This window comes from Caulobacter sp. 10L414, from assembly GCF_056395525.1.
Genome location: NZ_JBFTJR010000113.1, coordinates 1 through 6,483 on the forward strand (window position 1 = coordinate 1; position 6,483 = coordinate 6,483).

The 6,483-nt window shown below is 72.0% G+C and carries 7 protein-coding genes and 1 pseudogene; 4 read left to right on the forward strand and 4 right to left on the reverse strand.

What is annotated here, in order from left to right; genetic code table 11:
• A partial coding sequence (locus tag AC1DCG_RS24730; protein WP_477031453.1) for an EF-Tu C-terminal domain-related protein occupies positions 1–165 on the forward strand: 165 nt, incomplete at its 5' end.
• Positions 166–444: 279 nt separating this feature from the next.
• On the opposite strand, the gene AC1DCG_RS24735 is transcribed toward AC1DCG_RS24730, so the two are convergent.
• Both AC1DCG_RS24735 and AC1DCG_RS24740 read right to left on the reverse strand, forming a co-directional pair.
• Positions 445–1,023 carry a DUF998 domain-containing protein gene (locus AC1DCG_RS24735; RefSeq protein WP_477037255.1) on the reverse strand — a complete coding sequence of 193 codons (579 nt, stop codon included), beginning with the start codon at positions 1,021–1,023 and terminating at the stop codon, positions 445–447.
• Between the two features lie 118 nt (positions 1,024–1,141).
• A complete protein-coding gene (locus AC1DCG_RS24740; protein WP_477031446.1) occupies positions 1,142–2,800 on the reverse strand; it encodes a M28 family peptidase in 1,659 nt (552 codons plus the stop codon).
• A gap of 242 nt (positions 2,801–3,042) precedes the next feature.
• On the opposite strand from AC1DCG_RS24740, the gene AC1DCG_RS24745 reads away from it, so the two are divergent.
• The gene (locus tag AC1DCG_RS24745) at positions 3,043–3,264 is read left to right on the forward strand and encodes a flagellar hook protein FlgE (RefSeq protein ID WP_477031447.1); all 222 of its coding nucleotides are present in this window, start codon (positions 3,043–3,045) and stop codon (positions 3,262–3,264) included.
• Between the two features lie 126 nt (positions 3,265–3,390).
• Here the strand turns inward: AC1DCG_RS24745 and AC1DCG_RS24750 are convergent, their stop codons facing one another.
• Together AC1DCG_RS24750 and AC1DCG_RS24755 are read right to left on the reverse strand one after the other, a co-directional pair.
• On the reverse strand, positions 3,391–4,158 hold the full coding sequence (locus AC1DCG_RS24750) for an anti-sigma factor (protein ID WP_477031448.1): 768 nt from the start codon (positions 4,156–4,158) through the stop codon (positions 3,391–3,393).
• Positions 4,155–4,655, reverse strand: a complete 501-nt coding sequence (locus AC1DCG_RS24755; protein ID WP_205691844.1) for a sigma-70 family RNA polymerase sigma factor — start codon at positions 4,653–4,655, stop codon at positions 4,155–4,157. Before AC1DCG_RS24755 ends, AC1DCG_RS24750 begins: the two co-directional genes overlap by 4 nt.
• 126 nt (positions 4,656–4,781) lie before the next feature.
• Between AC1DCG_RS24755 and AC1DCG_RS24760 the strand changes: the two genes are divergently transcribed.
• Positions 4,782–6,050: a S8 family serine peptidase gene (locus AC1DCG_RS24760; RefSeq protein ID WP_477031449.1), complete on the forward strand. Its 1,269-nt coding sequence runs from the start codon at positions 4,782–4,784 to the stop codon at positions 6,048–6,050.
• Between the two features lie 100 nt (positions 6,051–6,150).
• Positions 6,151–6,483, forward strand: a pseudogene (locus AC1DCG_RS24765) (hypothetical protein); the annotation flags it as partial.

Consider the following 6,483-nt stretch of genomic DNA (forward strand, 5'->3'; position numbering starts at 1 on the left):
ATCATCAAGCTGCGCGAAGGCGTGGAAATGATCATGCCGGGCGACAACGCCGAGCTKGACGTCGAGCTGATCACCCCGATCGCCATGGAAGAGAAGCTCCGCTTCGCCATCCGTGAAGGCGGCCGCACCGTCGGCGCCGGCGTCGTCGCCAAGATCGTCGAGTAATCGACGCTTCTTAGCTTCGGCTGACAAAGCGAAGGCCCCGGAGGGAAACCTCCGGGGCCTTTTCTTTTGGTCCTCGCCCTCTGGGAACCTCCCCCACAGAGGGAGGTCCGCTGATCCAAGATCCTCCCCCCGAAGGGGGAGGTGGCCCGGAGGGCCGGAGGGGGGAAGTTCCTGATGAGCTAGCTACGGCCGCGAACGCAGCACCGACTTCCCCCTCAGTCGCTCCGCGACGGCTCCCCCTTCAGGGGGAGCATCCTGGGGACGGGCTGGAGGGGGTGGCTAGGCCGTTGCCGGCTCCAGTTCCAAGGGTCTGGCCCGCCAGCCGCGTTCCAGGCTCCAGGCGGCGATGCCCAGCCACAGGAGGCCCAGGAACGCATGTCCGCGCTGCCAGAAGCCGACGTCATTGCCCGTGCGCACGTTCCACACGCCCGTCAGCAGGGCCAGCACCAGCAGGAGGCCGAAGAACCAGCCCAGCGAGAAGTGCGCCAGGCGGCGATAGCCCGGCTTGCCCCACAGGGCCCAGGCGGTGAACAGCGGAGCGAACTGGATGGCCAGGCCCACGCCGCAGGCCCGGTGCATCGGGTCGGGCCAGTGGAAGATCCCGGCGAAGAACGCGCCCAGGCCCGTCATCGCCACCCACAGGCCGGCGAAGGCCGAGACCTGTCGGCGGCCGCCGGCCTTTTCCAGGGCGTGGGCGAAGCCCGCCCCTGCGAACAGGCCCGCCGCGCCGGCCAGCATCATGCCCAGGTTGAAGACTTCCGGGGTCGGGGCCGCCGGGCCGCCCAACTCGCTGATGAACTGGGCGCCGGGGTCGAAGCCGGGGAACAGCTTCTGGGCCAGCCACACGTCGGCGACCATCGCCACCGGCGTGATCACGCCGAGCTTCAGGAGCGCGCCCACGCTGGCCACAAGATTCCCTCTCGATAAAGACGAAGAGGGAAAATCGGCCTCTCCACCTCCTCGGTCAATGGGTCGTTCAGCGCGCGGCCGAGGACGGATGCCCCTTGGGCGCGAAGGTCGAGCCGAAGAAGTCGCCGGCCTTCCAGGTCGGGCGCTCGGGGGCGTCGGCCAGGTCGTGGGCGATCTCGTAGTTGACGAGCGCGAACTTGGCGGCGGCCTGATAGTCGATCGGCTGCTTCAGGTCGTCGTTGGGCTTGTGATAGTGCGTGGCCAGGAAGTCCTTGAAGGCCTTCTCGCCGCCGTTCTTGAAGCCGGTCATCAGGAACACCGACGGCACGCCCTGCTCGACGAAGCGATAGTGGTCGCTGCGGGTGAACAGGCCCTCCTCGGGCATCGGGTCGGGCGACAGGGCGATGTCGACGCGGCCGGCCGCCTTGGCGACGATCGGGCCGATGGTCGAGCGGTCGGCGCCGAACGCCACCACGTCGGTGAACGGGTACAGCAGCACCGGCATGTCGAGATTGACGTCGGCGGCCAGGTCGGCCTTCGGCACGGTCGGGTTGTGGGCGAAGTAGTCCGAGCCGATCAGGCCCTTTTCCTCGGCGGTGACGGCCAGCAGCAGGATCGAGCGCTTGGGCCGGGCCTTGCCTTGGGTGAAGCCGCGGCCGACCTCGAGCAGGGTGGCGATGCCGCTCGCGTTGTCGAGGGCCCCGTTATAGACGGCGTCCTCGCCGGGCTTGGGGTTTTCCTTGATGCCCTCGTGGTCGAGGTGGGCGCTGAGCACGATGGTCTGGGCCTTCAGGCTCGGGTCCGAGCCCTCGATCAGGCCGGCGACGTTGCTGCTGCGGCGCTGCTCGATCTGGCTCTTCAGGGCGATGGCGGCGGTCGTCGGCAGGGCGAAGCCCTCGACCTTGCCGTCGGGCGTCTCGGCGGCGGCGTAGGCGGCCTCCAGGCGCGCGGCGGCCGTTCCGAACAGCTTCTGGCCGCCCTTGACGCTGATCGAGGCCAGGCTGGGCGCCGCGCCGCCGCGGACGAAGGGCGCGCCTTCGGGCGTCTTCCAGGTCATGCGCCATTCGCGGTTGCCGGCGACGCCGCGCGCGAACGGGCGGCGCTTCTCGCCGGCGGGCGTGCCCAGGGTCAGCACGCCGATCGCGCCGCGACGGGCGGCCTCGGCCCGCTTGACGCCGACCGAGCCGTAGTGGGCGCGTTCTTCGGTCTGGAAGCCCTTGGGAGCGCCCGACAGCACCACGACGATCTTGCCGGCGATGTCCAGGCCGGCGAAGTCGTCGCGCCCGCGCTCGGGGGCGCTGATGCCAAAGCCGACGAACACCAGCGGCGCATTGAGGGCCAGTTCGGCCTTGTCGGCCTGCGGGCTGGGCAGGAAGTCCTCGCCGAACACCAGCGAGGCGGAGGCGCCGCCGGCTTCGGCGACCTTGACCTCGCCGTCGCCGGCCGGGCGGTAGGCGACCAGCGGCACGGTCTGCAGGTATGAACCGGCGTCGCCGGCGGGCTTCAGGCCCAGCAGAGCGAACTGGGCGGCCACGTAGTTGGCGGCCAGGTCGTAGCCGCGCGTGCCGGCCTCGCGGCCTTCCATCAGGTCGTCGGCCAGGAAGGCCATGTGGGCGCGGATGGCGTCGGCCGAGGGGACGAAGGCGTCCTTGGGAGCGGCGAGGGCAGGGTGGGCGACCAGCAGAAGGGCGGCGCTCAGGCAGGCGGCGCGGCGCGAGAAGGGCATTCGGTCAGGTTCCAGGCGCGGCGGATCCGCGGAGCCGGCGACCTTGCAGAGGGGCGGGCGGCTTGTCGAGCAAGCTGTGCCTGAACGTTTTGTAATGTCGGCGATGGGAACGTTCGCGCCGGTAACCTTAACGAGAAAGATTCTCTACATAATTGGGTAAGGTCGATGGAAATTCACCCTATTTATGAAGATCCGCTTAACCGAACCCCGTCAGCTTCGCGATAAGACAGGGGAAACGGTTCATGCAGGCCTTCTCGATCTCCGCCGCGGGCATGGGCGCCGCAGCCGGCCGGCTGGCCGCCAGCGCCCAGCGCGTCGGAGCCGACGCAGGGCTCTCGGCCAAGACGGATCTCGCCGCCGAGCGTGTCGAGCAGGTCTCGGCGCGAACCGACTTCTCCGCCAACGCCGCGGTGCTTCGCACCGCCGACGCCATGACCGGCGTCCTGCTCGACCTTCTGGCCTAGCAGTCCTCCGGTCATTGTCCGCGCCCGCCTCGCGTCCCCCCCTGCGAAGGGCGCGGATACGCCGCCTCCTGGATTTTCCCCTAGTCTTTCCAGGAGGCGGCGACCCTATCCGCCTTCCGATCTAGCTCACCGCCAGTTGCTCTTGAGGGCCTGGGCCTCGCCGGCCGCGTCGAGCGGCGCGCCGGTGATCATGCCGTCGACCACGGCCATCACCGCCGCCGGCGTCTCCGAGCCGGCCTGGCGGTACTCGCCGGCGGCCGGCGCCGCCACGGGCGAAGAGGCCAGCACGCGCCAGGCGCCGTCGGCCCGGCAGGCGACGCCCGCCTGATCCTGGCCCTGGAAGGTGCGGCACCAGCGGTCGGACTGGCTCTTGAAGGTCACGCCGATCCGCACCGGACCTTGGCCTTGCGCGGCCGCGCCGTCCTCCAGGGCCCGGGCCAGCGGCCCGACGGCCATCGGCAGCTCAGCGGCGCGGCCGTCAGCGGTCGGCGGCGAGGGCAGGGCCAGGCGGCCGATCGCCAGGCCCGCCACCAGGCAGGCGGCCATCGCGGCCCAGGCCGGCGGCTTGCGGAAGGCCGGCCGGCCGGCGACCGGTGTCGCGGGCTTCTGGACCTTGGCCTTGTCCTTGATCTTTTCCTTGGGCTTGGGCTGGGGGAAGGCGATCACCTCGGCCGGCTTGCCGCCGGCGCTCGCCGCCGCCTTCAGGCCGGGAGGAACCGGCTCGCGCAGCACGCCGGCATGGGCGCCCGACAGCAGGCGGCGCAGGTCGCGCTGGGCCTGGATCCGCGCGGCCAGCGCCGGATCCTTGGTCATGGCCGCGGTGATCCTGGCCATGGCCTCGGGCGGCAGTTCGCCGTCCACATAGGCGAAGACCTCTTCGTCGCTCACGGTCATGGCCTGGCTCCTTGGTCGATCAGCGCGGCCTGCAGGGCCGTGCGGCCGCGTGCGAGGCGGCTGGTGAGGGTTCCCATCGGGATGTCGAGACTGTCGGCGGCTTCCTGGTAGGACAGGCCTTCGATCAGCACCAGGGCCACGGCGATCCGCTGGTCCTCGGGCAGGGCGTCCAGCGCCGCCTCGACGGCGGTCAGGGCCAGGCGTCCGTCCAGCGAGGGCGCGGCCGGGTCGGCGGCGTGCACGCCGGCCTCGGGCGGGGCCAGGACGCGGCCGTGCCGGGCCCTGCTTCTGCTTTCGTCGATCCAGGCGTTGCGCATGATCCGAAACATCCAGCTGTCTTGTCGCGTGCCTTCCCGCCACTGGTCGCGGCGCGCCAGGGCGCGCTCGATGGTCAGCTGCGTCAGGTCGTCGGCGTCTGCGGGATCCCTGGCCAGCACCCGCGCCATGCGGCGAAGCCGCGGCAGCAGGTCCAGCATGTCCTTTTGAAAAGAATCCAAGGTCCGCCTACGTCGCCTAAGGGAAGAAACGCGCCGCTTCCGGCGTTTAATCCATGAACCGGATAATTATTCCACTCCGCGCGGGTTCCGGCCATCGTTCTCGCGCAGCAAGCCTCGGAGATCGCGTTGCGGAAGAAAGCCCATGTCCTGGTCGTCGCGGTCTGCGCCCTGGCGCTGGCGCCGGCGGCGGACGCCCAGCTGCTGCCGGGCGGGCTGCCGTCGCTGCCTGGTCGCCTGCCGGTAGTGTCCGACGTGGTCGACGGGGCCGAAGACCTGACGATGCGGACGGCGCGGGGCGTGCGCGACCTGGCGGGCCTGGATCGGCTCCAGGCCCTGCTGCGGGCCAATCCGCGCGTTCTGGAGCCCGACGACCAGGGCCGGCCCGTCGTGCGCGGCGAGGTGCTGGCCGTCTCGCCGAGCGCCGAGGCCCTCCAGCGCGCCGTGGACGCCGGCTTCGTCGAGGCCCGGCGCGAGCGCTCCGGCGATCTCGGCATCGAACTCGTGACCCTGACCCCGCCGCGTGGCATGGACGCCCGCCAGGCCGTCCGCCGCCTGCGTGCGCTGGATCCGGCCGGCGACTACGACTTCAACCACATCTACGCCGGCGCCGGCGTGGTCGAGGCCGCGGGTCTGGCCGCGGCGGCTTCGACGGCGAGCGGCGCGGGCGCGGCGCGGGTCGGACTGGTCGACGGCGGCGTGGAGACGGGGCATCCCGACTTTCGCGGCGTCGCCATCGAGCAGCAGGGCTTCGCCAAGGGCGCGCCCAGGGCCGGGGCGCACGGCACCGCCGCGGCCTCGCTGATCGCGGCCCGCGACTACGGCTCGGCCGGTCCGGGCGCGCGGCTGCTGGCGGCCGACGTCTATGGCTCGACCCCGGCGGGCGGCTCGGCCTCGTCGATCGTCGGGGCGCTGTCCTGGATGAGCGCGGCCAAGGTTCCGGTGGTCAACATCAGCCTCGTCGGGCCCGACAACGGCGCGCTGCGGGCGGCGGTCAGGGCGCTGGTCGGCCAGGGCGTGCTGGTGGTGGCGGCCGTCGGCAATGACGGTCCGGCCGCGCCGCCGCTCTATCCGGCTTCCTATCCGGGCGTGGTGGCGGTCACCGGCGTCGACCGGAGGGGCAGGGCGCTGCCCGAAGCCAGCGCCAACGGCCAGGTGGCGTTCTCGGCGCTGGGGGCCGAGGTGCGGGCCGCCGCGCCCGGCGGACGCAAGGCGAGCCTGCGCGGCACCTCGTTCGCCGCGCCCGTGGTGGCCGGGCGCCTGGCCCGGCTGACGGCCAGTCCAGACCCGGCCAGGGCGCGGGCGGCCGTGACAGCCCTGGGGCGCCAGGCCAAGGACCTTGGCGCGCCGGGGCCCGACAAGGTGTTCGGCGCGGGGCAGGTCGACGCCGCCCGCTGAAAAATTTCGGCGGCGATGGAAGAAAGCCGCAGGCGGCGTCGTTGGACGGGTCAGGAGGCGAAAGACGCCCCACGGAAATGACCCTTCAAGGAGACGTCCCATGCGTAAGATCTCGTTCCTCGTCACCGCCGCTTCGGCCGCCGTCCTGCTGACCGCGCCGCTGGCCAACGCCCAGATCCTGGGCGGTTCGGGCGGCGGCGGACTGACCGGCGGCCTCACCGGCGGCATGGGCGGGCTGGGCGGCCAACTGGGCGGCTCCGGCGGTCTTGGCGGCGGCCTGACCTCGCCGGACGCCAGCGGCCTGGGTTCCAGCGTCCGCGGGACCACCGGCCGCATCCGCGACCGGGCCGGCGAGACCACCTCGACCGTCCGCGGCAAGGCCCGCGACGCCGCCGGCCGCACGCGCGGCGCCGCCGAAGGCGCGGCCTCGGCC